Source organism: Parolsenella sp. LCP21S3_E11, assembly GCF_052118165.1.
Lineage (GTDB): Bacteria > Actinomycetota > Coriobacteriia > Coriobacteriales > Atopobiaceae > Parolsenella.
In genome coordinates this window covers 1-21,817 of sequence record NZ_JBQKHS010000004.1, presented here as the reverse complement: position 1 = coordinate 21,817, position 21,817 = coordinate 1, and the positions used below count along the sequence as shown (strand labels likewise).

At 59.8% G+C, this 21,817-nt stretch carries 18 protein-coding genes; 14 read left to right on the top strand and 4 right to left on the bottom strand.

Annotated elements, in window-relative coordinates; all coding sequences use genetic code 11:
• The first annotated feature begins 89 nt into the window (after nucleotides 1–89).
• The 3 genes from ACTQ1Z_RS05110 (at nucleotide 90) to ACTQ1Z_RS05100 (ending at nucleotide 3,290) form a co-directional block, all read left to right on the top strand.
• A complete protein-coding gene (locus tag ACTQ1Z_RS05110; RefSeq protein WP_441859258.1) occupies nucleotides 90–758 on the top strand; it encodes a hypothetical protein in 669 nt (222 codons plus the stop codon).
• Between the two features lie 189 nt (nucleotides 759–947).
• Nucleotides 948–2,561 carry a peptide chain release factor 3 gene (locus tag ACTQ1Z_RS05105; protein ID WP_441859255.1) on the top strand — a complete coding sequence of 538 codons (1,614 nt, stop codon included), beginning with the start codon at nucleotides 948–950 and terminating at the stop codon, nucleotides 2,559–2,561.
• Between the two features lie 201 nt (nucleotides 2,562–2,762).
• On the top strand, nucleotides 2,763–3,290 hold the full coding sequence (locus tag ACTQ1Z_RS05100; RefSeq protein ID WP_320679712.1) for a TIGR00730 family Rossman fold protein: 528 nt from the start codon (nucleotides 2,763–2,765) through the stop codon (nucleotides 3,288–3,290).
• A 15-nt stretch (nucleotides 3,291–3,305) separates the two neighbouring features.
• On the opposite strand, the gene ACTQ1Z_RS05095 is transcribed toward ACTQ1Z_RS05100, so the two are convergent.
• From ACTQ1Z_RS05095 to ACTQ1Z_RS05080, 4 genes are all read right to left on the bottom strand, one after another.
• Complete coding sequence (locus ACTQ1Z_RS05095; protein WP_320679711.1) at nucleotides 3,306–3,665, bottom strand: YolD-like family protein; 360 nt, start codon at nucleotides 3,663–3,665, stop codon at nucleotides 3,306–3,308.
• Nucleotides 3,658–5,001: a Y-family DNA polymerase gene (locus tag ACTQ1Z_RS05090; protein ID WP_441859252.1), complete on the bottom strand. Its 1,344-nt coding sequence runs from the start codon at nucleotides 4,999–5,001 to the stop codon at nucleotides 3,658–3,660. Before ACTQ1Z_RS05090 ends, ACTQ1Z_RS05095 begins: the two co-directional genes overlap by 8 nt.
• Nucleotides 5,002–5,138: 137 nt before the next feature.
• Nucleotides 5,139–5,624 carry a 6-pyruvoyl trahydropterin synthase family protein gene (locus ACTQ1Z_RS05085; RefSeq protein WP_441859249.1) on the bottom strand — a complete coding sequence of 162 codons (486 nt, stop codon included), beginning with the start codon at nucleotides 5,622–5,624 and terminating at the stop codon, nucleotides 5,139–5,141.
• A gap of 42 nt (nucleotides 5,625–5,666) precedes the next feature.
• On the bottom strand, nucleotides 5,667–6,020 hold the full coding sequence (locus ACTQ1Z_RS05080; RefSeq protein WP_320679706.1) for a helix-turn-helix domain-containing protein: 354 nt from the start codon (nucleotides 6,018–6,020) through the stop codon (nucleotides 5,667–5,669).
• A 162-nt stretch (nucleotides 6,021–6,182) separates the two neighbouring features.
• Between ACTQ1Z_RS05080 and ACTQ1Z_RS05075 the strand changes: the two genes are divergently transcribed.
• The 11 genes from ACTQ1Z_RS05075 (at nucleotide 6,183) to ACTQ1Z_RS05025 (ending at nucleotide 21,642) form a co-directional block, all read left to right on the top strand.
• Nucleotides 6,183–7,343 carry an exonuclease SbcCD subunit D gene (locus ACTQ1Z_RS05075; protein WP_441859246.1) on the top strand — a complete coding sequence of 387 codons (1,161 nt, stop codon included), beginning with the start codon at nucleotides 6,183–6,185 and terminating at the stop codon, nucleotides 7,341–7,343.
• Nucleotides 7,344–10,661, top strand: coding sequence for an AAA family ATPase (locus ACTQ1Z_RS05070; protein WP_441859244.1), 3,318 nt, complete (start codon nucleotides 7,344–7,346; stop codon nucleotides 10,659–10,661). It abuts the gene before it with no gap.
• Nucleotides 10,662–11,515: 854 nt separating this feature from the next.
• Nucleotides 11,516–13,054, top strand: a complete 1,539-nt coding sequence (locus ACTQ1Z_RS05065; protein ID WP_117743464.1) for an ATP-binding cassette domain-containing protein — start codon at nucleotides 11,516–11,518, stop codon at nucleotides 13,052–13,054.
• 361 nt (nucleotides 13,055–13,415) lie between these two features.
• The gene (locus ACTQ1Z_RS05060) at nucleotides 13,416–13,739 is read left to right on the top strand and encodes a hypothetical protein (protein ID WP_117734898.1); all 324 of its coding nucleotides are present in this window, start codon (nucleotides 13,416–13,418) and stop codon (nucleotides 13,737–13,739) included.
• Nucleotides 13,740–13,938: 199 nt separating this feature from the next.
• Nucleotides 13,939–14,109, top strand: coding sequence for a hypothetical protein (locus tag ACTQ1Z_RS05055; protein WP_441859240.1), 171 nt, complete (start codon nucleotides 13,939–13,941; stop codon nucleotides 14,107–14,109).
• Nucleotides 14,110–14,556: 447 nt separating this feature from the next.
• A complete protein-coding gene (locus tag ACTQ1Z_RS05050; protein ID WP_441859237.1) occupies nucleotides 14,557–15,501 on the top strand; it encodes a hypothetical protein in 945 nt (314 codons plus the stop codon).
• Between the two features lie 169 nt (nucleotides 15,502–15,670).
• Nucleotides 15,671–16,837, top strand: a complete 1,167-nt coding sequence (locus ACTQ1Z_RS05045; RefSeq protein WP_427858689.1) for a Rep family protein — start codon at nucleotides 15,671–15,673, stop codon at nucleotides 16,835–16,837.
• A gap of 72 nt (nucleotides 16,838–16,909) precedes the next feature.
• Nucleotides 16,910–18,106: a site-specific integrase gene (locus ACTQ1Z_RS05040; RefSeq protein ID WP_427858688.1), complete on the top strand. Its 1,197-nt coding sequence runs from the start codon at nucleotides 16,910–16,912 to the stop codon at nucleotides 18,104–18,106.
• 158 nt (nucleotides 18,107–18,264) lie between these two features.
• Nucleotides 18,265–18,759 (top strand): low molecular weight protein-tyrosine-phosphatase, encoded by a 495-nt coding sequence (locus tag ACTQ1Z_RS05035; protein ID WP_441859233.1) that lies wholly within the window; start codon nucleotides 18,265–18,267, stop codon nucleotides 18,757–18,759.
• Between the two features lie 86 nt (nucleotides 18,760–18,845).
• A complete protein-coding gene (locus ACTQ1Z_RS05030) occupies nucleotides 18,846–20,006 on the top strand; it encodes a pyridoxal phosphate-dependent aminotransferase (protein ID WP_320679697.1) in 1,161 nt (386 codons plus the stop codon).
• Between the two features lie 409 nt (nucleotides 20,007–20,415).
• The gene (locus ACTQ1Z_RS05025; RefSeq protein ID WP_293835710.1) at nucleotides 20,416–21,642 is read left to right on the top strand and encodes an iron-containing alcohol dehydrogenase; all 1,227 of its coding nucleotides are present in this window, start codon (nucleotides 20,416–20,418) and stop codon (nucleotides 21,640–21,642) included.
• Nucleotides 21,643–21,817 lie beyond the last annotated feature (175 nt).

The following is a 21,817-nucleotide window of genomic DNA, read 5'->3' as shown; positions in this document are numbered from 1 at the left end:
AAGCACCGTGGGCTCCGAATCGTCCCGTCGTCATGCTGGCACGCCAGCACCGTATTGATTCCGTTTCTTGATTTACCGGAGGAAATATCGTGTCGTCAGACTTCTTTGACCTTCTCTACAACGGCTATACCGGCGAGTACCAGCTGATGAGCTCGCTCTATCGCAATGGGCTCGATGCGCTGCGTCCCCCGGCGGACATGGGCATCGACGTCGTCTCCCTTAACCTCAAGCAGCAGCTTGAGCATCCTGGTGTGGAGCCGGAAACGTTCTTCTTCCAGGTCAAGACCGCCGTCACGGATGTCTGCGAGGTGGAGGGCCAGCATGGAGCCATCACCACGGTGACGTTCAAGCTCAAGGAGTCCGAGGTTGATCTGCTTGCTCAAGGACGTGAACGCGCGCTCTTTTGCTATGTGTACAACAGCATGGCGGGCACCCTCACGGATGCGTTCGAGACCCCGTTTATGTGCTTCTGGATGGATGGAGAGCGCCTCGAGACCCTTCGCCGTGCCGGCGCCTTCTATCGCCAGGAGGGTGACACGAAACTGACGCTTGCCTGCCAGCTTCGTAAGCCCAAGCATGAGTTTGGCCACTGGTATGCTCTTGTGGTCAACTCTGATGGTGGTCAGGTCGACGGTGGCTACCTGGGGGTTGTTGGCGGTTTGGGCAATCCCGCCAGCGATGGGGCGGACCACTACAGCATGTCTGGCTATCTCGATTACGCCCGTCGCGCTGCCGGGGCGACCGGTGGCGAGGAATAGCATTTGAGGAAGATGCCCCGCTCGCCTGACGGGGTGACAGCCGCCCTTGCCTGACGAGCCGATTCGCCTTACGTGAAGATACTGGGGCGAACGGGCGCGTTGCGGGTGCCGCGCGGCATTCGGCACGCCGTTATCCCTGCTTCTCGCTACAATGTTCGAGTCAAAACCGCACGATGAAGGAACAATTGCATGTCTTTCCTTGAAGACCAGATTTCCTCGCGCCGCACGTTCGCGATCATCTCGCACCCGGACGCCGGCAAGACCACCCTTACCGAGAAGCTCCTCCTGTACACCGGCAGCATTCAGACCGCCGGTTCGGTCAAGGGCAAGAGCAGCTCGAAGCACGCGGTCTCCGACTGGATGGACATCGAGAAGGAGCGCGGCATTTCCGTCACCTCTTCGGTGCTCCAGTTCACCTATGAGGGTCACTGCGTCAACATCCTCGATACCCCTGGCCACCAGGACTTCTCCGAGGACACCTATCGAACCCTCATGGCGGCAGACGCCGCCGTCATGGTTATCGACGGCGCGAAGGGCGTCGAGGCCCAGACCAAGAAGCTCTTCAAGGTTTGCACGCTGCGTCACATCCCCATCTTTACCTTCGTCAACAAGCTTGACCATGACGCGCGCGATCCCTTTGAGCTCATGGAGGAGATCGAGAACGTTCTCGGCATCAATACGTATCCCATGAACTGGCCCATCGGTAGCGGCCGTAACTTCCGCGGCGTCTTCGATCGCCAGACCCGTCACGTTATCGCCTTTGAGGGCGAGGGTCGCGCCAATGCCACCAAGAAGGTCGCAGAGATTGAGGCTGAGCTCGGCGATCCCTCCATGGACGAGCTGATTGGCGAGGAGAACCACCGTGCTCTGATGGACGACATCGAGCTCCTCGACGGCGCTGGTGACGAGTTGGATCTCGATGCCGTCGCCTGCGGCAAGCTGTCGCCCGCGTTCTTTGGCTCTGCCCTCACCAACTTTGGCGTCGAGCCGTTCCTCAAGGAATTCCTGCGCCTTACCTCGGCTCCGCGCGCCTATACGGATTGCCTTACGGGCGAGCCCGTGCCTCCCACGCGTGATGACTTCAGCGGTTTCGTGTTCAAGATCCAGGCGAACATGGACAAGAACCACCGCGACCGCATCGCCTTCGTGCGCATTTGCTCGGGTAAGTTCGAGCGCGGCATGACCGCCTACCACGTGCAAGGCGAGCGCTCGCTCAAGCTCGCCACGGGTACGTCGATGATGGCCGACGATCGCGCCATCGTGGACGAGGCCTATGCTGGTGATATCGTCGGACTGTTTGACCCGGGCATCTTCTCCATTGGCGACACGGTGTGCACCGGCAAGCCTCCCGTGCGCTTCTCCGGCATCCCTACCTTCTCGCCCGAGCACTTCGCGCGCATTTCGCAGGTCGACACTCTCAAGCGCAAGCAGTTCGTGAAGGGCATGGAGGAGCTCGCCCAGGAGGGCGCCATCCAGATCTTCCGCGAGCTTGGCGCCGGCATGGAGAGCGTTATCGTCGGCGTCGTGGGCGTGCTGCAGTTCGAGGTCCTCGAGCAGCGCCTCAAGAGCGAGTACCACGTCGAGGTCTATCGTCAGGCCCTTCCGTACCAGATGCTTCGCTGGATTGATGGCGATATGGACGAGAAGGCCGTCCGCGCCCTCAACCTCACGCGCGACACCTGCCGCGTCGAGGACATGCGCGGGGGCAAGCTGCTGCTCTTCACGAGCCAGTGGAACCTTGACTATGCCGTGGACCACAACGAGGACCTCACGCTCAATGAGTTTGGCAACGTCACGTTCTAGCCCGGCGGAGTTGCCGAGGGCACTGCCCTGCGCGCTCGCCTTGAACTGGGCACCGTTCGATGGGGGGCGAGCCCGGGGTGGCGCGGTGCGAGGCCCGGCGCGAATCGCCTGCGCAAGCGTGCCGGTGCGACGTTGATTTCCGATGAGGCGGTGGCCGTGCGCTTTAGCCGGCCACCGCTTTGCTTTTGTGAAAGGACGCTTATGAATATCACGGTCTATCTGGGCGCGAGCGAGGGCAGGGACCCGGCGCTCAAGACCGCGGTGCGAGAGCTTGGTGCGTGGATCGGCGAGTCTGGTAACGCGCTAGTCTACGGAGGCTCCAAGAGCGGACTCATGGGTGAGCTTGCTCAGAGCGTTATCGCGGCGGGCGGCGAGGCGACGGGCGTCGAGCCGCGCGAGTTCATCGAGCGCGAGTTCCAGTACGATGAGCTCACACGTCTCATCGTTACCGACACGATGGCTGAGCGCAAGGCCACGATGATTGAACTTGGCGACGCGTTCGTGGCGTTCCCCGGTGGTACGGGCACGCTTGAGGAGATCGCGGAGGTCATGAGTGAAGTCGCGCTGGGCCACCTCGACGCTCCGTGCATCCTTTATAACCTCGGCGGCTTCTACGACTCTCTCGCCTCGCAGCTGGCCCTCATGATCGAGATGGGGCTCTCCACCCATGAGCGCCAGCGCGGCATCCACTTCGCCACTTCGCTTGCGGAGATTCGCGCGCTGCTGTAGTTGGCGGAACCATTTCTAGCTCGCCATCGGGCGAAGGTTCCAGATGTCCTCGAATAGGATGCGCGCGTCGGGCTGGCCTCCTTCCCCAATTAGTATGAGCATGCGGAATGTGCTGTCTACCTGGCGAACCTTGCCAATCGTGGTGCGATAGCGGTCGCGCCCGTAGTAGGTGGCCTCTACCAAGTCACCTTTGCGTAGGCGCACGAGCATCCGTGATATTTCTTCGGTGCGTTCCTCCGTGAGGGTGTGTCTTGCCTCACCCGCGTTCGCCTGCTCGGCCGCCAGCTCCTCGAAGCCCGTGAGGGCCGCAAATGGCATGAACTGTGCAGCGTCCGTATTGCGCGTGGCGTCATTTGTCGCGTACATCCTATGCATGATGGCCTCCCACCTGAGCATTCCTTTCCATGCCCGTCGCCTCGTCGCGCAGGCTCCTGCCACGCACGAGCGCGTTCTTGCCGAATCTACTCTTTACCGCGAGCGCCGCCTCGGCGAGACGCCGCTCTGCCGCCTCTGCCTCGAGGTCTGTGAAGAGCGTGACCTCTGCCTCTTCCTGGCTTACGAGGTCACCAAAGCCGATGGTGAGGCGTTTTACCTTGCGGGCAGGGTCGACCACGTCGTTGTACATGCGTTCCAACTCACCCATGAGGGCCTCTCGTGAGCAGGTGTGGGCCGAGAGCTTGTGGGAGGTGGCTGCATGGGGGCCGCGCCGCATCATCGCGATTTCCCACTCCGCATGGTCAACCTCGTAGCCAACCCATAACGAGACGTGCCCGCAGGCGAGGCGACTGCCCACGAGATCGAGCACGGCCTCGTCGACCATCTCGCGGACGATGGTGAGGGCCTCATCCGTTGTGTAGGGGCGCGTGAGCACTTGTCCCGTACTGATGGAGTGTCGCTCTGGCTCATAGGCCTGAATCTGCTCGATTGAACAATTCTCGATGCCTCGCGCATGCTCCATAAGGTGGCGCGCATTGACGCCAAACTCGCGCCTGAGCAGAGGCTCGTCCATGAGTACAACGCCGGCGAGGTCATAGACGCCATAGCGCGCGAGGCGCCTTGCGATGCCCGGGCCAATCTGCCAGATGTCCGTTATGGGACGGTGGTACCAGATCAGGCGACGGAAGCGCTCGCCGTCGAGCATGCCGATGTGGCTCTCCTCGTGCTTGGCCAGGATGTCAAGTGCGACCTTCGCGAGAAAGAGGTTGGTGCCGATGCCCGCCGTGGCACAGATGCGCGTCTCGGCGCGGACGGCGTCCATTAGCATGCGGGCAAGACCCATGGCATCCGTCCCATAGAGGGACAGATAGGGCGTGGCATCTATGAAGCACTCGTCGACCGAGTAGACATGAATGTCTTCCTTGGCAATAAAGCGCAGGTATATGCCATAGATTTGCGCTGAGACCTCCATGTAGCGACGCATGTGCGGTCTAATTGCCCGGTAGCGGATATTGGGCGGTATCTCGAAAAGACGTGGCCTGCCCGAAAGGCCGCAGGCCTTGATGGCGGGGGAGAGGGCTAAGCAGATGGTGCCGGGGCCGCGGCTCGTGTCTGCTACGACGAGGTTCTCCTTAAAGGGGTCAAGCCCTAGATCGGCGCATTCGACAGAGGCGTAGAAGCTCTTGAGGTCGATGCAGAGGTAGACGTGACCCGTATCCGACGGGTCACGCGCGGTCGAGGGACCGATGCCCACCGTGCTGCAAAATGTGTTCATGCCTCGCCTCCGTGCAAACAGTTGTTCGTATCTCTCGAACCCATGATGCAACGGATTGCGGACACTAAGTAGCCGCGAACGGGGAGCTCACAATGATGCCACGGCTTGTTCGATGCAGGCGAATAAACCGCAGGTAGTTACCTTCCCACATGCCCTTCGCGGGCATAGAAGGCACGGTTGTTGGGCGTCTCGTCAACCTCGATTTGGGAGATGGGGAGGTTGCGCTCGGCAAGGCGATCGAAGAACCAGCGGGCTAGGTTTTCGGCCGTGGTTCGGAACGGCAGCATGGTGAGCGTGAAGCCTTCGCTTTCGAGGGCGGCGACGGTTGCGGGCGCAAGCGAGCCCTCCTCCACAAGGAAGGTGTGGTCAAGTTCGTCGGCGACTTCGGCGACGATGCGCTTGAACACGCCAAAGTCGACGACCATGTCGCGCATGGTGCCATCATTCGTGACGGTGCCGTCATCTCTCAGGGCGCCTTCGTCGTTCGTGTCATCTTGCAGATCCTCAACCTCGATGGTCGCTACGACACGCCAGCGGTGGCCGTGGAGGTTCTCGCACTTGCCGTAATAGTTGGTGAGGAAGTGGGCGCCGTCGAAGTGCGCCTCGGCCTGAAGACCGTACATGCGAGCCCCCTTGCTGCCTGGGGCTTGGGCCACTCAGGCGTATTAGCTGTGATTTTGCGCGTCGCTCTGAGACGCGTCCGTCAAGTCGTTCGAAGTCCCGGTGGGAGTCTCCTCCTCGTCAACGGGACTAAAGGCATCATAGTCGACAGTAAAGAGGTCGCGCACGTCGATGTCAAAGACGTCTGAAAGGGCGATGAGGGTCGAAAGCGTCGGGTTCATCGGATGGCCCGGACGCGACTCGCCCTTTTCAAACTTTTGATAGGTGTACGTGGAGATGCCAGCTCGTTGCGCCACTTCTTCTTGCGTATATCCACTCTTGAATCGGAGCATGCGCATGCGGCGCGAGAGCTCGCTTGAGTAATTCTCTTTTGTGAGGCGGTGCGTGCAGGTAGCCATTCCTCAAATATGTGTGGCAATGGTGCGCGGCGCCACCATACCAAGATGGTGTTGATGCCGAATGGCCTTATGTGACGTCCCATAAGGCGCGTCCTTAATGTCCGCATATAACCGTACAATCACTAATCAATGACATTCACCCTGCTCACACCGGGAGACACCATGAGACTTCTTCACATCGCAGACCTGCACATCGGCAAGCGTGTGTGCGAGTTCTCCATGTTGGATGATCAGCGCCATATTCTCACGCAGGTCCTAGACCTGCTGCGTGGGGGCACCATTGACGCCCTGCTCGTCGCGGGAGACCTATATGACAAGCCCTCTCCCAGCTCGGAGGCGGTCTCCATGGTCGACTGGTTCTTTGATGAGGTGGCGCAGTCGGGCGTGCCGGCCGTGGTTGTTCCTGGTAACCATGACTCCGCGGAGCGCGTGGGCTATGCGGCGGCCTCGCTCGCACGTCGTGGGGTGTACGTGTCTCCCGTCTTTAACGGCTCGATTGATCCCGTCGAGCTTGAGGACGAGTGGGGCCCGGTGCGAATCTGGCCTATCCCCTTCCTGCGTCCGGCGACCGTTCGCCACTATTTCCCCGATGCAACGGTTGAGAACTACACAGATGCCATGCGCGTGGTCGTTGAGGCTTGTGACCTGGGGCGCATTGAAGGTGCGGGTGTCGTGCGCAACGTCGCCGTGGCTCACCAGTTTGTGACGGCGGGCGGCTTTACGCCGGAGCGTTGCGACTCGGAGGTCTCTGTGGGTGGTTTGGACAACGTTGACGCCGGCGTGTTTGAGTCTTTCGACTACGTGGCTCTGGGGCACATCCATGGTCCGCAGCGCGTGGGAAGCGAGCGCGTCAGGTATTCGGGGTCGATTCTCAAGTATTCGCTCTCTGAGGCGGATGGTCAGAAGTCCGCCGTGCTCGTCGAGCTGGGCGCTGCGGGCGATTCTCCCACGATAGAGCTCGTTCCTCTCAGGCCCCTTCATGACCTGCGGCGTATTCGCGGGCCTCTCGATCGCCTCGTCTCGCCAGAGGTGGTTGGCGCGGCGGATCCGCATGACTATCTGCACGTGCTTCTTACGGACGAGAACCCTGCGATTGATGCGATGGCGCGCCTTCGCGATGTCTATCCCAACGTCATGAGCGTTGCCTATGACAATGCTCGCACCCGTGCGGAGGGTCTGACCATGCATGACGCTCCCGCTACTGACGAAGCAAGCCCCCTCGAACTCTTCAACGAGTTTTATGAGCGCCAGAATGGTGCACCCCTTTCTGACGGCCAGCTTGCCGTCGTGACCGAGGAACTCGAGCGAATCAAGGTGATGTAGATGAGACCCATTAAGCTCACGATGAGCGCGTTCGGTCCGTACTCTGGCGAGGTCGTGGTTGATTTCGCGAGTTTGGGGTCCACGGGTCTCTACCTCGTCTGCGGAGACACCGGTGCCGGCAAGACCACGATCTTCGATGCTGTCTCGTTTGCCCTGTTCGGATCTCCCAGCGGCCAAGATCGCACAGCACGTAGCCTGCGCAGCGATTTCGCCTCGGCTGTCACCCCGACGTTCGTCGAGCTCGAGTTCGAGCATCGTGGCCAGCGTTACACGATTCGCCGCAATCCTGAGTACGAGCGCCCCAAGCTTCGTGGCGACGGTCTGACGACACAGACCGCGGATGCGGAGCTTCGTATGCCGGAGGCCGCTCCCATAACGGGGACGCGCGACGTAGACGCCGCCATCTTGGAGTTGATCGGCATCGATCGGTCGCAGTTCTCGCAGATCGTGATGATTGCCCAGGGAGATTTCCGCCGCCTACTTTCCGCGGGCACAAAGGAACGTGCTGCCATTTTGCGCAAGCTATTTGGCACTGCTCCCTATGACGAGTTCCAGAAGGCGCTCAAGCGTCGCCGCGACAAGCTTGAGGATGACAGCAAGACGGTCCGCAACCGCCTTCTGACGCTTGCCCCCATGATTTCGATTTCTGACGAGGCCGAGGTGGCTGAGGAGGGCGAGGAGGCAGGAGACGCCGCCACGTCTACGCGTCGCGAGCGACGTGATGCGCTTGGGGCCTCTGAGGCTCCGGATGCCGAGGACATGCTTGCCCTCATTGCCGAGCAAGACACCGCCGACGAGGCGATTCTCGGCGCGCTCGCGGGAGAAGCTTCTGCCGCCGCGGCCCGGGTCGAGACCCTGACGACCCTCTTGGAGCGCGCTGGTCAGGTGCGGGCGGCGAAAGCCTCCCTTGAGGAGACGGTCTCAAAGCTCGCCATCGCACGCGAGAGTGTCGAGGCGGCGAAGGCGGAGCTCGATGAATGCTCGAAGACTGAACCCAGGCGCAAAGAGCTTTCAGACTCCGTGACCGTTCTCTCGCGTGAGCTCGAGTCATACGCGAAGCTTGGCCGCGCGCGCGAGGAAGTCCGCGAGGCAGCGCAGGGGGTTCGCGATGCCGAGGGGGACTTGCAAGAGGCGGCGGGTAATCTCGGGGCCATGCGGTCCGAGCTCGTGGAGGCTCGCAAGAAGGCGGCCGATCTCTCTCAAGCTCCCACGGAGCTTGCTGAGGCTAAGGCGGCCCAAGAAACTGCTGCTCAGAGCGTCAGGGATGCAGAGGAAGCTGTTGCCGGATGCGCAGAGCTCGCGCGACGTAAGAATGCCTTGGTCGAGCTCAAGAAGGGTGCAGAACAGGCCGAGAAGCACCGTTCCTCTTTGGATGAGACTGCCAGGGCGGCGGTGGCTGCGCTGTCCGAGCTGAGGTCTCGGGAGGCGTCGTTCTCGGACGCCTCTGGTGCCGCGGCGCGGGCGAGGGCGCTCGCGGAAGACCTCGAGCGACGCGTCGATCAGGCCCGCAAGGATTATCGCGACCTCCAGGCGAGGGAGAGGGCTGCCCAGGCCGATGAAAGGGCGCTGGCTAAGGCGCAGGATGAATACTGTGCCGCGCGAGAGGCCCTCGAGTCTGCTCGAGGTGCCTACTCTCGTGTGCAGCGAGCTTTTATGGATGCTCAAGCGGGTATCCTCGCGCGAGACCTCGTGAACGGGGCACCGTGCCCGGTTTGCGGCTCCATCGAGCACCCCAATCCCGCCGTTCTTGCAGACGAAGCTCCGGCCGAGGAAGACGTGAAGAACGCAGAGGCCGTCTTTAACGCGGCGAGCGATGCCGCAAATGCTAGGTCCAACGTCGCGTCTGCCGCCCGTCAAAAGGCGGATGGCTCAGCGGCTGAGCTGGCGCGCCTCCAGGAGCAGGTTGGAACCGCGGAGGAAGTCGCGTCTCTTGGCAAGAAGCTCGCGACTCAGCTCGATGCCGCCAAGGCGGACAGATCGAAGGCAGAGCGGGCCCTCAACGAGCTTGCTGAGCTGCGCGAGCTGATCAAGTCGGCTGAAAAGCGAGAAAAGGATAGTGCCGCGGCGCTTGATGACGCGCGTTCGAGCGCCGAACAGGCTTCGCGTGCGCACGCTGCCGCGGAATCCGCCCTCGACCAATTCATTGCCTCACTGTCTACGGCTGACGCTTCGGTTGCTAGCGAGAGACTCGAACAGGCGAAGCTCGTGCTTGAGGATACGAAGGAGGGGTGCCGCGCCGCCCAGGCAAACGAGGATGCTCGCGTGGCCTCTGCCGACAGGGCGACGAGTCTCGAGGCCGAGATTGCCAAGGCAGAGAGGCGCTCAAACGAGCTTCGCTCTCGACTGGAGTCCCTAAGGCAGGCGCTTGCCCAGTCGACGGCCAAGGCCGAGTCGCTCGCGGAAGGGCTTTCGTTCGAGGACGAGGCGACGGCATCGGCACGGCTTGAGGACATGAGAAGTGAACTCGAGGACCTTGTCTCTGCGTTCGAAGCGGCTCGGGATAACCTCTCGGATCGGGAGCTTGCGCTCTCAAAACTCGAGGAACGAGCCAATACGCTGGAGGCGCAGATCTCCGCGCTCGATGTTGACGATTCCATATCCGCCGATGAGCTCGAGTCGCAGCTCAACCTGGCTCGAGCCAGAGCGAACGAGCTTGCCCGTCAGAAGGCGGCCGCAGAGCAGCGCCGTGAGGCAAACAGAGGGATCGAGCGCCAGCTTGAGGAGCTCGGCGATCGCGCTGCGACGGTAAATGCGCGCTTTGGTGAGCTGGATTCTCTCGCCAAGACCGCAGGCGGAACCCTCGTGGGCAAGGAGCGCATTACGTTCGAGACGTACCTGCAAGCTCGTTGGTTCGATCGCGTCCTTGCAGCGGCAAACCGCCGTCTGCTCGTGATGACGGACGGACGCTACGAACTTGTCCGCCATAGCGGACAGCGCAGCGGTTCGGGTGCGGCGCAATCGGGCCTCGACCTCGACGTTCGCGACTCCTTTACCGGGCGCCCGCGTGCGGCCTCGTCGCTCTCTGGCGGCGAGTCCTTCAAGGCGTCGCTTGCGCTTGCGCTGGGCCTCTCGGACGTGGTGCAGGCGAACGCCGGCGGCATCGAGCTCGACACGATGTTCGTGGACGAGGGCTTCGGCACGCTCGACGAGGAGTCCCTGCAGCTCGCGCTGCGCACGCTCACCGAGCTCTCGGGCTCGAACAAGCTCGTGGGCATCATCAGCCACGTTGACGAGCTCCGCACCAGCATCGACCGCAAAATCGTAGTCGAGGCGGGTCGTACAGGGTCCACCCTTCGCATCGAGGGCGCCGTCGCCTAGCCAAAGGTGACAAAGGGACAGTCCCTTTGTCACCTTTTCGTTACTATGGTTGCGCAGCCGTCCGCCCACCCTGACATTCGGAGTGCTTCCATGCATCGCATCCTGTTCGTTTGCCACGGCAACATCTGCAGATTCAGAAAAATGCCTAGCTAGTTAGGATCCCGGCGAACCATATCGCGTACCTTACGACGTTTTTACGACTTTGAGCCCCGATGCGATATTGCCGTGATGGAGAAAAGCAACTCCTTTCGCCTTTCCCCAGTAGCTGAAGAACGGAGAATCGAGCATAAGCATTCCTTTCCGGTCGTCTCAAACCTCTGCAATTTGGAGGGTAAATCGCGAAAGCTAATATCTCAAACACCAGAAAAATCAAGTCGATGACCTCGCTCAACATTCACGACGCCCACCATCGCATGCTAGTTACAAGAAGCGGATGCACTAGTATTCTTTCAATCGACTTGCAAACCCCTTCAAGCGTCCAACGCAATGGCGTGCTTTCAGACGCAACGCCTCCTTGCGTCCGCATTATTGCTTTGTTAGACTCTACGGAAGAATTCAGCGCAGGCCCATATGCCAAGCCAGCGCCCCGGAAAGGAAAAGGATTCGTGAAGCTGTAGACGATACATATCGACGCCAATTTGCAAATTGCCATCTATCCAAGAATAAATCTGGCTGCACATTTGTCGTATCGTCTTTTCACTGATCCTCGTATATCCTAAACACTACCTTTGCGAGCATTGCCGTCGACTCATTTTCTTTCAGCTTGACTCGAGTCGACGGGCGTTCACGTTGGTCGGAACGAGCCAATCAGAGCATATGCGGCAAAACGCGGCCTCCCATGCCGAGGAGGCACAATGTCAAGAACCAATTTGAACAGCTCCACCACCCTCGTTCTTTCCCATATTACTTATGCATATCCTGGCAGCGCAATGCCCGCACTCGACAACGTGTCGGCGACATTTGCCCCCGGCTGGCACGGCATCGTCGGAGACAACGGGTGCGGGAAATCAACTTTCGTCCGCATTGCGTGCGGACTTCTGATTCCAGATCGCGGCGTCGTTTCACCGCGTCTCGTCTCCGCATATTGCGCGCAAGAAGCCGGAGTCGAACCGCCCATGCTCTTCGATTTTGCGTGCGACTTCGCCCCGGCGACCACGCACCTCAGAAGGATGCTCCGCATCACCGATGATATGCTCTGGCGTTTTTCCGAGCTCTCCGGTGGCGAGCAGAAGAAAATTCAAATAGCCGTCGCGCTTTGGCAGAATCCCGATCTTCTGGCAATGGATGAACCGACTAACCATGTGGACGCAGAATGCAGAAGGCAGATTTGCAAAGCACTCGCCGAGTACAAGGGTATTGGCCTCCTCGTCTCGCACGACCGTGCGTTGCTCGACTCCTTGGCAAAGGACTGCCTGTGCTTTGAGTCGGGGCACGTCACCATGCGCCCCGGCAACTACTCCCAAGCTCGCTCGCAGGCGAATCTGGAGCGCGAAAGCGCGGCGCGGGCCAAATCGATTGCGCGATCCGAAGAAAAGCGCATGAAGGCTGAGTATATCAGGCGCGTTGAAAACGCCTCACGGTCCGCATCCAAGAGAAGCGCCCGTCATGTCGATCCGAAGGATCACGACGCGAAAGCACGAATCAAACTCGCCATTCTCACTGGCAGAGACGGCGTTGCGGGCAAGCTCGCTTCGCGCATGGACTCCCGAATCCAGCGCGCGCAAGCCGCCGTCGACGCCCACCATGTCGAAAAGCGCTACGAAAGCACCTTGTGGATGGAAGCGCAACCCAGCCCGCGCAAAACACTGATTCACGTCAGCTCAGATCGCATACCGTGCGGCCCGAGGCAATCTTTGCGGGTTCCCGAGATTTATCTGGGAAATACCGATCATCTGGGCATAAGCGGCCCCAACGGAGCGGGGAAAACAACACTGGTCAAGCATATCCTGGAGATATTGGAAGGCCGCAAGGCCACGGGATTGGACATTCGCACGCTGTATATCCCTCAGGAAGTCGACGATTCATCCTCAATTGAATTCCTCTCGGAAATCAAGGACCTGCCCCAAGCCGAACGTGGAGCCCTGCTTTCGATCGTTGCGCAACTCAATTCGGATCCCGAACGAATATTGTCCGGCGAGAACATCAGCCCGGGGGAGCTGCGGAAGCTCATGCTCGCCCGCGGTATACTAGATGCCCCCGAAATCATCGTCATGGACGAACCCACGAATCACCTGGACCTGCACTCGGTGGAGGCACTCGAGCGAGCGCTTTCCGCCTTTCCCGGCGCGCTTGTTTTGGTGAGCCATGACGAGCAGTTCCTCTCGGCCTCATGCCCCCTCCGCTTGGATTTGGCCCCAGAAGAGGAGCACACTATTGGTCAGCCCCTCCTCTAGCGCTCAGGCATGTCTTCTGCAAGCCGCCTTCTTCTGATATCCCCTCCCCCGTTTTGCAAGCAACTCAGCGCAAATGGCCCATCCCCCTCAGCCTGAAGGCTCAGCGACACCAACGATACCGACGATTTAATATCTGGATGTCCATATTTGCCCCATCTGGGTGATTATTAAATTGTGTTTGTTCCGTGATTGAATACTTTGTCATCATTACGCCCCACTTCTTCTCATCAGAGGACGTCGAGAACGACAGGTCCTTGCGAAATAATCCCAGCTCAGAAGCTTATGGCATGATGTGCTCACCGAGTGCTCGATGACGATTGACGAATCGTCGGTAATATCCAATTTTAGGAAAGAGGTGTGTATGACCCGACCGAAGATCATGCGCGGACCGTTTGAATGCGGCTCCATCTCAACAACCAGTACGGCAATGTCGTCTATAAAGGAGTCTTCGGCGAGCATGCCGACTTGTTCTGAACGAGCTGTTCGACATGCCCTGAAGGCCGAAGAGATGTTCTCTCGCGTCATGTATCGCCAGATTCTTTGTGCCCACACGAAGCTCCATGGGGCAATGTTTGGGGACGATGATCTTCATGCCGCAACAAGAAATGTCGAGGAGATCTTGCGCAACGTCCTGCGCCTCTATCTCGATGTCCACGGCGAGCCGCAACGCGGAGTCAGCAAATAATTGGATTGAGAGGAGTTCGAGTATGAGGAAATTGAATCAGTTTATGAAGTTCGATTGGGAAGCTTTTGCGAAAGGCAAGCGTTTCCTTTGTGTCGGAGGTGGTAAATGGGTTGATTAAAACACCAAAGAGCATCGCGGCACCAAGATCGACGTGGTGATCACAACCGATAACACGCAGTATCACCAAAACGAAGGCGAGGTGGTCAGCAATCGTTTCGAGAAGCTTTCCATCAAGGTTTCGAACGATATCGAGATTCCCGTCAATCAGCACGTCATTCCCACCGGCGTGGTCGCAAAGGTTTACGGTGATTATCGCAACCAGTTGTCCATCACGGCGGACGGCATTACCGTCATCCCCGCGAAGGGCTAGGTGATTGTGGTGCGTTACTCCAGTGGCGCACCGGCGATCGTGTATTCGACCCCCAGCGCAAAGCTTTGTGTGCTGGGGGTCGCTTTATTTGCGGTCGCCGCGTGCGTTTATTGCATCGGGCTATTCGTGAACACCATTCTTGCGCCCATCGCCATAGAGCCCAGTACGGTGATGGCGTTTGGCGGCAACCTTACCTCCGCAGCGGCCACTCTTAGCCTCGCTGGGACCATGTTGTTTGCGGGAGGGATCACACATTACGTCATGCTATCTGAATCAACACGGTTGCATGCACGCATTAGGAAGGGGCTCTTTGATCCACGTTACGGGAATCCTCTACACCTGCGAGAAGGCGAGCTTCTTCCCGACATCTCTTGCAAAGAGACGGCTCCTGGACAGTTCGAGCTCGCCATCTCAACCTCATCCTCAACGGCAGAAGAAATATCGAAGATGGGACCTAGCATTAGCTCCCGACTTCGCGGAAGGTTCTCCCGCTACGCCGTCGTACTTGCCGAAGCAGACGTCGCATGCAATCAAGTGACCTTCTTCCTTGAAGATGTGACGTTGCATCGAGAGATCAAGGCATCGCGTGTCGAGGATTTGTGCCCGGCGAACGCCTACGAATTCCGCGTTCAAAACGGCACGAGCATCGACCTCCGCACCTCCGATTCCATGCTCATCGCTGGAAAGACCACGGGCGTGATCGCCCTCTTGCTCCAAGCCCTGTTGGCTGGTCCTGACGGACACGGATCGCAAGTCCTCATCATAGACCCCAAGCAGGCCGAGCTCTCCCGACTTCCTCGCGTGGTTTCACTGAATGCTGACGGGGACGCTCGCGCAATCCTGTCTGCGTTATCACGGTTCGCCGACAGCATCAAAGAGCGACAGAGCTTCCTCAACGACAGGTCGACAGAGACGGGAGACGCCGTGCACTGGTGGGATGCGGGGCTTCACGTTTCGCTTCTCTTCATGGATGAGTACGTGGCACTCCGCACGCTGTTTCCCAAGCGCGCGAGCAAGGAGGACCCCGATTACTGCCTCGCGACGTTTGATGGGCTGGTGAAGCGCATCGTAACGATGGGGGCGAGCGCGGGCTGCTACGCCATCATCTCGATCGCCGAGGCGTCTGTTGAGGAGGGGGGCTTGCCGTCGATGCTGCGCTCGGCGTGCAGCACCCGCGTCCTCTTCAAGCCGACGCTTCCCGAGGCGCGGCTCATATGGGGCGCGGAACGCCTGCTCGACCTCGGTGCACCTCGCACCTTCTCCCCGGGCGACGCTTGGTTCAGCAGTACGGACGGGGCGCACGACCGCATCGGCTTTGTGCATTTTCCGATCATGGACTTCCCCGTGTACCGCGAGCTTGGGCGGCTCCTTGACCTGTACTTCAGAGAATAACCACCGCGGGGTCCGCTTCGCGCAGCAAAAGCGGACCCCGTCGATTGTTCCATTACTTGAAATTCTGCTCATTTATGCGCCTTGGGGAGCTTGTTATCCCAAGGCGCACCTGGGTGCGCGTTCCAGAAAACAGGCAAAAAGCCTCGTATTTGAGAAAGGGAGTGGAACCATGAGTGGCTCTTCACCTATTAAGACTCGTGCGATGATGTACGAGCAGCAGCTCTCCCATCTGCCGGCTTCCGTCGATGACATGTATGGCAAGATCGCGGCCCTTTCGCCGAAGCGCTATGCGGGGATCGTGCACGACTGCGACCAGACCGACGCAGGCCGACCTACCGCCGCGCATCTGCATGTGATGATGGAGTTCGCGAACCCGCGCTCCGTCCGAAGCATCGCGAAGGCGCTTGGCGACAAGCCCGAGCGCATCGAGGCGTGGAAGGCCGGGGTCGAGAACGGCTTCTCGTATCTATGCCATAAGACCGACGGCGCGAGATCGAAGCACCAGTACGACCCGGGCCTCGTTCGCGCCAACTTCGATTATCCCGCCCTGCTCGCCTCCATCGAATCCCGCGTGACCCGGGCGCGATCGCACAGTAACATCAAGATTCTGCTCGACGACCTCCTTGAAGGGCGGATCGACAAGGAAGCGCTGGTCTCGCAGCTTTCCGGCTCCGAATACGCCCGTGCGAAGCGCCAGGTCGAAGACGTTTACGCACGACGCTTGCAGGTCCAGGCCGTCGAATGGCGCGCGAAGATGGTCGAGGAGGGCCGCAGGGTCCAGACGGTGTGGATTTTCGGCCCCGCGGGGACCGGCAAGTCGACCCTTGCCGAGCAGTACGCGCGTCGCAAGGGAGGTCGCTGCTTCGTATCGGGATCTACCCGCGACATTTTTCAAGGCTATGCGGGCGAGCACTCCGTCATCCTCGACGAGCTCCGCCCCAAATCCATCCCCTACGCCGACCTGCTCCGCCTCACGGACCCCTTCGCCATAGGGCACGAGGTAATGGCACCGTCCCGCTACTCGGACAAACCCGTGGCGGCGGATCTCATCGTCATCACGTCCCCCTATAGCCCTTACGAGTTCTTCCATGAACAGGGCAACAACGCCGATACCGACGGCTTCGATCAGCTGGAGAGACGCCTCGCCGCGGTGATCGAGATGCAGCAGCGAGAGATATGCCTCTGCCAGTATGCGGGAAACGGCTGGTATTTGCCCATGCCCGATTACACCCGCCCGAACCCGTATTCGAGATTCGCACGCGGCGACGATTCCTCCGCTGACCCCACGAAGGTTTACGAGTCGATTCTCGGAACCAGTGCCGACTCGGCAGACTAACAATTCTGGCCCCGTGCGATAGAATCGGACTATCGCATCGGGGCTCTTTTCAACACCGAAAGGAGCCGAAAAGTGGCTATCAGAAAGGACAGCAAAGGCCGCCTCCTCCGACGTGGGGAGACGCAGAGGAAAGACGGGCGCTACTGCTACAAGTACGTCGACGTAAAGGGGCGGACGCGCTGCGTCTACTCGTGGACCTTGACAACTCGCGACCTTACACCGAAAGGGAAGAAGACCGGCCCCTGCTTGCGGGATCTTGAGAAGGGAATACAGCGCGACCTGTTCGATAACGTCGCGCCGGACGACATGACGGTCTACGATCTCGCATTGTGCTACACCGAGACGAAAACCGCGGTCAAGCAAACCACCCGCGCTGGCTACAAGACTGTACTCAACTACCTTGCAAAGGACGAGTTCGGCTCGCACCGTATTGGCGACGTCACGTCTTTCGAGGCCAAGAAATGGCTCATCGACCTCCAAAACGTCCACGGGAAGCGCTACAGCTCCATTCACACAATACGCGGGGTCTTGAGGCCCGCGTTTCAGATGGCGGAGGAGAACGACCTCATCCGCCGGAACCCCTTCAACTTCGAGCTTGCCACCGTGTTGGTGAACGACATGGTCGCACGCGAGGCCCTTACCCCCAAGCAGGAACGCAGGTTCCTTGATTTCGTGGCGAACGACAAGCACTACCAGCGCTATTGCGACGCCTTCTTCATCCTCTTGAACACCGGGCTCCGCATTTCCGAGTTCTGCGGCCTCACGGTGGATGATCTCGATTTCAAAGAGGGCAGCATACGGGTGAACAAGCAGCTCCAGCGATCCAGCGACATGCGCTATTACATTGAGCGTCCTAAGACGGAGAGCGGTGTCCGCTACGTTCCCATGACGAACGCCGTCTCCGCGAGCTTCAAGCGTGTTCTCGCGAATCGCCCGCGCCCTGCGTGCGAACCCGTGGTCGACGGGGTAAGCGGCTTCCTATTTCTCGATAAGAACGAGATGCCCCGCGTCGCCCTGCATTGGCAGAAGTATTTTCAGTACGCGGTGACGAAGCACAACCGCATCTATAAGGAGGAGCTTCCGAAGATCACGCCCCATGTCTGCCGCCATACCTTCTGCTCGAAGATGGCACGTAAGGGCATGAATCCCGCGAAACTGAAATATATTATGGGCCATTCCGACATAGAGGTGACGTTCAATACGTATACCCACCTCGGTTTCGAGGACGTGAAGGCGGACATGCTCGGTTATGAATCCGGGGCGGCGTAGGAAATCGTAAAATGTCTCTGTTTACGACGATTCTTACGACGTTGACGGCGGAAAAAACCCGCTCATTTATGAATTGATTTGATACTCTGTATTTAATCGAGGAATCAACAATATGCCGTTTACCTGCGGATATCCTGATATATGAGAGGTTTCATAGAATGATAAAAATCATGTTTGTGTGCCTCGGTAACATCTGTCGCTCGACCATGGCTCAGTTCGTTATGGAGGACCTCGTCCGTCGCGCGGGGCGCGAGGGCGAGTTCGTGATTGACTCCGCCGGTACGTGTGACGAGGAGCTTGGCAATCCGCCCCACTACGGTACGGTCAACAAGCTGAATGAGGTTGGCGTTCCCGTGGGGCATCACCGCGCTCGCCTCATTCGAGCCGGCGAATATGCGGATTGGGATTACATCGTCTACATGGACTCGAGCAACGGCCGCGATCTCAGGCGCATCTTCTCGGGCGATCCGGAAGGCAAGTGCGTGAAGCTCCTCTCTTTCGTTCCCGAGGATTCTCCGCTGCGTCCTCGTGCTCGCATGCACGATGGTTCCGTGCGCGACGTTGCCGATCCCTGGTGGACTCACAATTTCGATGACACCTACCGCGACGTTTCCACCGCTTGTGTTGCGATGTTGGAAAGTCTTGAGAAATAAGCCGAGCGTCCGGCGAACTCCGACGTACAATCGCAGGTCAAAAAAACGCGCCTCAAAGCGCGTCGTGTCCAGCGACGGAGGTTCACATGCAGTTCTCGAAGCGTCTCGACCGGTTCGGCAGCGAGGTCTTTGCCTCGCTCAACGCTCGCCGCCGTGAGCTCGAGGCTTCGGGCCGCACGGTTATCGACCTTTCTGTGGGTACGCCGGACTTCGAGCCGCCCGCGCACGTGAAGAACGCTCTTGTCGAGGCTGCCAAAGATTCCGAGAACTGGAAGTATGCCCTGGCAGATCTTCCCGAGCTCACCCAGGCTGTCATCGACTACTACGCAGACCGCTTCGGCGTTACCGGGCTTACCCCCGATCAGATCATGAGCGTGAACGGGACGCAGGAGGGCATGGGCCGTATGGCGGAGGCCCTCCTCGACGAGGGCGACCTCGTGCTTGTGCCCGACCCCTGCTATCCGCTCTTCCGCGCCTCTGCCCTTATTGCCGGCGCCGATCTCGCCTTCTATCCGCTTGCGGAGGAGAACGGCTTCCTGCCGGATGTCTCCGCCATCGACCCCGCCGTCGCGGACCGTGCGAAGTACATGGTGGTTTCTCTGCCCGCAAATCCCGTTGGTTCGGTGGGCACGCCGGAGAACTATGCCCAGATCATCGAGTTTGCCCGCGCCCATGACCTCCTGATCGTCCATGACAACGCCTATAGCGACATCATCTTCGATGGCGGCGAGGGCCATAGCTTCTTTGAGAATCCCGGCGCAGCTGAGGTTGGCGTCGAGTTTTTTAGTCTCTCCAAGTCCTTCAACGTCACGGGTGCTCGCGTGAGTTTCCTTATCGGCCGCGCCGATGTCATCGCGGCTACGAGAAAGCTCCGCGGCCAGAGCGATTACGGCATGTTCCTGCCCATTCAATACGCTGCCATCGCGGCGCTCAACGGCCCCCGCGATTCCGTTCGCACCCAGGAGCTGCTCTACCAGGAGCGTCGCGATGCCCTGTGCGATGGCCTGGAATCAATCGGCTGGGAACGTCCCAACGCGCATGGCTCGATGTTCGTCTGGGCGCGTCTTCCGCATGGGCGCACGGATTCGATGCAGTTTGTGCTAGAGCTTATGGAGAAGGCCGGTGTCATCGTGACGCCGGGTGCCAGCTTCGGTCCCGCGGGAGAGGGCTTCGTGCGCATGGCGCTCGTGCAGCCGCCTGCGGTCATCCGCGAGGCTGTCTCTGCGATTGCTGAGTCTGGCCTGTAGCGCTGAGCCCGCTTGGACCCCGTTCGAGGTCCAAAGTTGTACATGAATCAGTGAACAACCCATCTGAGCTGGCATTTAATTGTCTACCGGAACGAGGTCAACCCGTCTTGTAAATCGACGGATTGAGAATTTCCGCGGGCGGTCATTACTCCACGCTTACGGAAAACAGCGTTTGGAGAAACCGCTCGCCGGATAAACTTCCACGTGGTTGGGTCCTTCGAACTGTGGCTTATTGAGAGCCGCGTTCGATTAGAACAGGCCTAACCCTGTGGCGTTCATGCGAAGGGGATTCGCGTTCGCCGCATTCGTGGCAGGCGTGGGGATATCGCCTGTCTTCTGGGGAAAGCCGGCGGTTCTTGCCGTCGGATACCGGTGGCAATTCCACCGGAGATTGATTTGGAGGATCGTTATGGCTGGTCGTTTTACCAATCCGCGTGACCTCTACTTTGGCGAGGGCGCTCGTCACGAGGTGAAGAACCTCAAGGGCTCCAAGGCCATTATCGTCAGCGGCGGCGGCTCCATGCGTCGCGGCGGCTTCCTGCAGGACATCCAGAAGGATCTTGAGGACGCCGGCTTCGAGGTCAAGCTGTTCGAGGGCGTCGAGTCCGATCCTTCCATCGAGACCGTCATGAAGGGCGCCGAGGCCATGCGCGAGTTCCAGCCTGACTGGATTATCGCCCTCGGTGGTGGCTCCCCGATCGACGCCGCCAAGGCCATGTGGGTCTTCTATGAGTACCCCGAGGAGTCCTTCGACAACATCATCCAGCCGTTCTCCTTCCCGGAGCTGCGTCAGAAGGCCCACTTCTGCGCCATCTCCTCGACTTCCGGCACCGCTACCGAGGTCACCGCGTTCTCCGTCATCACGGACTACGCCAAGGGCATCAAGTACCCGCTGGCCGACTTCAACATCACCCCTGACGTCGCCATTGTCGACCCTGAGCTCACCTACACCATGCCTGCCAAGCTCTGCGCCCACACCGGCATGGATGCCCTGACCCACTGCATGGAGGCCTACGTCTCGACCTTCGCCTCCATGTTCACCGACGCCAACGCTCTCCACGGCATCCGTGAGATCGTCGAGTGGCTCCCGAAGTCCTATGAGGGCGACAAGGAGGCCCGTCAGCACATGCACGAGGCTCAGTGCATCGCCGGCATCGCCTTCTCCTCTGGCCTCCTCGGCATCGTGCACTCCATGGCTCACAAGACCGGTGCCGCCTTCGAGAACGGCCACATCATCCACGGTGCCGCCAACGCCATGTACCTCGGCAAGGTCATCCAGTGGAACTCCAAGGACCCGCGTGCCGCCGAGCGCTACGCCTACGTCGCCAAGGAGGTCCTGCACCTTCCCGGCGAGACCAACGAGGAGCTCATCGCCTCGCTCGTCCAGAAGATCCGCGATCTCAACGACCAGCTCAACATTCCGCAGTCCATCAAGGACTACGCGAACGGCGGCGTGAAGGTCGACGCCGAGAACCCGCAGATGGTCTCCGAGGAGGAGTTCCTCGCGAAGCTCCCCGAGATCGCCGCGAACGCCGAGCAGGACGCCTGCACGCCGGAGAACCCGCGTGAGACCAAGGCTGCCGACTTCGAGAAGATCCTCAAGGCCTGCTACTACGACACGGACATCGATTTCTAATTTCGCTTCCTAGCGAACTGGCTTGAGTGAGGCCCGGTACGGCGTCGCACGCAAGGCTCCCCGCGCCATGCGCGGCGGATGGCTTGCCCCGCGATGTCCGCCCCGGGCCTTCTCATGTCCTGGGGCGCGCGCCGGCCGCGGGCGCTCCGTGTCGGCCGCGGCTGCGGCGTCGCGC

What these genes read in the sequence shown, in the direction of transcription:
- ACTQ1Z_RS05105 (WP_441859255.1), top strand. Translation starts at nt 948, where the DNA reads ATGTCTTTCCTTGAAGACCAGATTTCCTCGCGCCGCACGTTCGCGATC.
- ACTQ1Z_RS05100 (WP_320679712.1), top strand. Translation starts at nt 2,763, where the DNA reads ATGAATATCACGGTCTATCTGGGCGCGAGCGAGGGCAGGGACCCGGCG.
- ACTQ1Z_RS05095 (WP_320679711.1), bottom strand. Translation starts at nt 3,665, where the DNA reads ATGCATAGGATGTACGCGACAAATGACGCCACGCGCAATACGGACGCT.
- ACTQ1Z_RS05090 (WP_441859252.1), bottom strand. Translation starts at nt 5,001, where the DNA reads ATGAACACATTTTGCAGCACGGTGGGCATCGGTCCCTCGACCGCGCGT.
- ACTQ1Z_RS05085 (WP_441859249.1), bottom strand. Translation starts at nt 5,624, where the DNA reads ATGTACGGTCTTCAGGCCGAGGCGCACTTCGACGGCGCCCACTTCCTC.
- ACTQ1Z_RS05080 (WP_320679706.1), bottom strand. Translation starts at nt 6,020, where the DNA reads ATGGCTACCTGCACGCACCGCCTCACAAAAGAGAATTACTCAAGCGAG.
- ACTQ1Z_RS05075 (WP_441859246.1), top strand. Translation starts at nt 6,183, where the DNA reads ATGAGACTTCTTCACATCGCAGACCTGCACATCGGCAAGCGTGTGTGC.
- ACTQ1Z_RS05070 (WP_441859244.1), top strand. Translation starts at nt 7,344, where the DNA reads ATGAGACCCATTAAGCTCACGATGAGCGCGTTCGGTCCGTACTCTGGC.
- ACTQ1Z_RS05065 (WP_117743464.1), top strand. Translation starts at nt 11,516, where the DNA reads ATGTCAAGAACCAATTTGAACAGCTCCACCACCCTCGTTCTTTCCCAT.
- ACTQ1Z_RS05060 (WP_117734898.1), top strand. Translation starts at nt 13,416, where the DNA reads ATGACCCGACCGAAGATCATGCGCGGACCGTTTGAATGCGGCTCCATC.
- ACTQ1Z_RS05050 (WP_441859237.1), top strand. Translation starts at nt 14,557, where the DNA reads ATGGGACCTAGCATTAGCTCCCGACTTCGCGGAAGGTTCTCCCGCTAC.
- ACTQ1Z_RS05045 (WP_427858689.1), top strand. Translation starts at nt 15,671, where the DNA reads ATGAGTGGCTCTTCACCTATTAAGACTCGTGCGATGATGTACGAGCAG.
- ACTQ1Z_RS05035 (WP_441859233.1), top strand. Translation starts at nt 18,265, where the DNA reads ATGATAAAAATCATGTTTGTGTGCCTCGGTAACATCTGTCGCTCGACC.
- ACTQ1Z_RS05030 (WP_320679697.1), top strand. Translation starts at nt 18,846, where the DNA reads ATGCAGTTCTCGAAGCGTCTCGACCGGTTCGGCAGCGAGGTCTTTGCC.
- ACTQ1Z_RS05025 (WP_293835710.1), top strand. Translation starts at nt 20,416, where the DNA reads ATGGCTGGTCGTTTTACCAATCCGCGTGACCTCTACTTTGGCGAGGGC.